This is a genomic window from Micromonospora sp. M51 (assembly GCF_018070305.1).
In the GTDB taxonomy this organism is placed as follows: domain Bacteria; phylum Actinomycetota; class Actinomycetes; order Mycobacteriales; family Micromonosporaceae; genus Micromonospora; species Micromonospora parva.
This window is the reverse complement of the sequence record NZ_JAGPXZ010000889.1, coordinates 1-2,275: the sequence shown is the minus strand read 5'-3', so window position 1 is coordinate 2,275 and position 2,275 is coordinate 1. Positions and strand designations below refer to the sequence as shown.

General features: G+C 71.8%; 4 protein-coding genes. All 4 read right to left on the bottom strand.

All coding sequences use genetic code 11. From position 1 onward, the window contains the following. Window positions 1-150 precede the first annotated feature (150 nt). Window positions 151-576 carry an Hsp20/alpha crystallin family protein gene (locus KBX53_RS30260; protein ID WP_030327658.1) on the bottom strand — a complete coding sequence of 142 codons (426 nt, stop codon included), beginning with the start codon at window positions 574-576 and terminating at the stop codon, window positions 151-153. A 102-nt stretch (window positions 577-678) separates the two neighbouring features. Next, entirely contained in the window at window positions 679-1,173 is a 495-nt protein-coding gene (locus KBX53_RS30255; protein ID WP_309140890.1) for a GNAT family N-acetyltransferase, read from the bottom strand. 42 nt (window positions 1,174-1,215) lie between these two features. Next, on the bottom strand, window positions 1,216-1,731 hold the full coding sequence (locus KBX53_RS30250; protein ID WP_210863104.1) for a DUF2087 domain-containing protein: 516 nt from the start codon (window positions 1,729-1,731) through the stop codon (window positions 1,216-1,218). Window positions 1,732-1,786: 55 nt separating this feature from the next. Continuing rightward, window positions 1,787-2,275: MarR family winged helix-turn-helix transcriptional regulator (locus KBX53_RS30245; protein WP_210863101.1), on the bottom strand; the 489-nt coding region annotated here is incomplete at its 5' end.

Genomic DNA, 2,275 nt, shown 5'->3' with positions numbered 1-2,275 from the left:
CGGTGACCTCGATCGGTCCGCTCGGCAGCGCCGGTGGTGTGGACGGACGGGCGAGCACCGGAGCGTCGGAGAACACCATGTGAAAAAGACTCTCAGCCTCGGGTGGGATCGGCGCGCAGGCGCGCCGGTCCCACCCGTCACCGTGGCGGATCAGGCGTTGATCTCCCGGCGGGCGTTGCCGTTGGCCTGGATGGTCACCCGGCGGGGCTTGGCGCGCTCGGCGACCGGGATGCGCAGTGTCAGCACCCCGTTCTCGTAGCCGGCCTCCAGCTTGTCGGTGTCCAGGGTGTCGCCGAGGAACAGTTGCCGGGTGAAGGTGCCCATCGGGCGTTCGGCGGCGACCAGTTCGACGCCGTCACCGGCCGGTCGGCGACGCTCGGCGCGGACGGTGAGCACGTTGCGTTCGACGGTGCAGTCGATGCTGTCCGGGTCGACGCCAGGCAGGTCGAACGCCGCGTAGAAGTGGTCGCCGTCGCGGTAGGCGTCAAGGTGCATCATCGCGGGGCGGGCCGCCGTACCGAAGAACTGCTCGGCGAGCCGGTCGATCTCGCGGAACGGGTCGGTACGCATCAACATGGTCATGCCTCCTCGGTTCTCCTGGCCGAAGGTGATGAGTTGAGTCGGGGTGACTCAACTTCCTCTTCTTATTTAGCGCGTCCGGATGCGAGCGTCAACTGCTCAGGACAGCCGTTTTTCAAACCAGTGATCGGCGTAGGGCCCCTGCGAGTACGCCGGGATCTCCGCGTAGCCGTGCCGGGCGTACAGGGCGCGGGCCTCAACCAGATCGTGGCGGGTGTCGAGCCGAATCCGGTCCGCCCCGGCCGCGCGGGCCCGTTCCTCGACGGCGGCCAGCAGCGCGGCGCCCCCGCCGGCGCCGCGATGGTCGGGCCGGACGAACACCCGGGTCAGCTCGGCCCAGCCCCGCTGCCACCGCAGCCCGGCGCAGCCGGCCAGCTGGTCGCCGTGGCGGGCGAGCAGGAGCAGTCCGCTCGGCGCGGTCAGGTCGTCGCTGGGCATTTCGGCCAGGGCCGCGTCGACCTCGCCGGGCAGGGCCGGTCGACGGTGGTAGCGAACCACCATCTCGGTCATGTACTCGCGCAGCAGCAGCGCGGCGTCAGGTCGATCAGGTCGGGCGGCGGTGGTCGTCCACGTTGGTCGGGCGGTAGTGGTCACCTGTTGATCATCATCGCCCGGTCAACGGGATTATCCGGACGATCAGAGCCGCTGGTAGATGCCGTGCTCGCGGGTGAGCAGCTGTTCGTCGATCAGGTAGCGGCGCAGTGTCACGTGATCGGACCCGCCCGCGGCGCACCACGGTTTGAGGGCGTCGTCGACGGCCCGCTCCGGATAGCGGGTGCCCGGCTCGAACGACCGCTCGGCGATGTGTGTGAGCAGGACCCGCCGCCGGCTCGGCTGCGCCGGCAGGCTCACCAGGACGCCCGCGCGGAGAAAGGTCCGCAGCACCGGGTCGGCGGCGGGGTCGGCGGCGTCGGGTGACCGGTTGTCGCGTACCACCGCCCGTAGCGACGCCTCGTCGACAGCGAGCGCGCCGTCGGCACCGGTGACCAGGCCCGCGTCGGTGAGCCGGCGAACCCCGGTGAGCACCACCCGCGCCGGCAGGTCGACCCGCTGTGCGACAGCGGTCGCGCTGGTCGCACCCAGCACGATCGCCGCGAAGATCCGTCGCCGTGCGTCGTCGGCCAGGGCGCCAGCCAGGGCATGCGCAGTCATGCCGGTCACCCTCGCATCAGCGGTACGCGGGTCGCCAGGCGATTTTCCGGCCCGCTCAGTCGGTCCCCGGCGCGCTCGGCGGCTGCTCGGCGACCAGGAGCACCCGACGCAGCAGGTCGGAGAGGTGTCGGCGCTCGGTCGCGGTGAGCGCGCCGAACAGGCGGTGCTCCTCCGCGCCCTGGACCTGCATCGCCCCCTGCCACGCCGCCCGGCCTGCCTCGGTGAGCTCCACGTCGACCCGCCGTCGGTCCACGGTGGACGGCATTCGGCGCACGAAGCCCCGCCGCAACAGAGTGTCCACCCGCGCGGTGATCGAGGCGGGGGCCATCGCGAGGTCCGCGGCGAGATCCGAGGGCGCTGCCCGTCCACCACGACCGGCCAGGGCGTGCAGGGTGTCGTACTCGTGGGCCGGCAGGTCGAGGTCGACCAGGACCCGCTCCTTGACCGCCCGCAGGTGCCGGGTCAGTCGGATCATCCTGGTCACCGCCCCCTCGACGTCCGCGTCGAGGTCGGGCACCACGGGCCGCCAGCGCTCGATGTGCTG